1 protein-coding gene is annotated in these 246 nt (G+C 33.7%); it reads right to left on the minus strand.

The window, feature by feature from the left end:
* Positions 1-246: hypothetical protein (locus tag ACK99Q_RS17830; RefSeq protein WP_410187440.1), on the minus strand; the 246-nt coding region annotated here is incomplete at both ends.

Raw genomic sequence — 246 nt, forward strand, 5'->3', positions numbered from 1 at the left:
TAATTGCACCTTGAATACTGGCAATCAATTTATTTTGTTCAATAAGTGCCTGACTTAAACGTTGGGAGCGTGAGGTATCTTTTGTAAGCTCAAATAAGTCTTTAGCACCCGCTTCTTCTAAAATTTTTTCAGTTAACGTACTTTTCGAACTAAAGTCATTCAACCAATCAAATAAATAGCTTGATATTTTTTCATTCCAGTCAGGTGAAATAAATGTAGCGATACCATTGACCTTTCTAAAATGGC

It is taken from the genome of Aeromicrobium sp. MLTX1 (assembly GCF_046452335.1).
In the GTDB taxonomy this organism is placed as follows: domain Bacteria; phylum Actinomycetota; class Actinomycetes; order Propionibacteriales; family Nocardioidaceae; genus Aeromicrobium.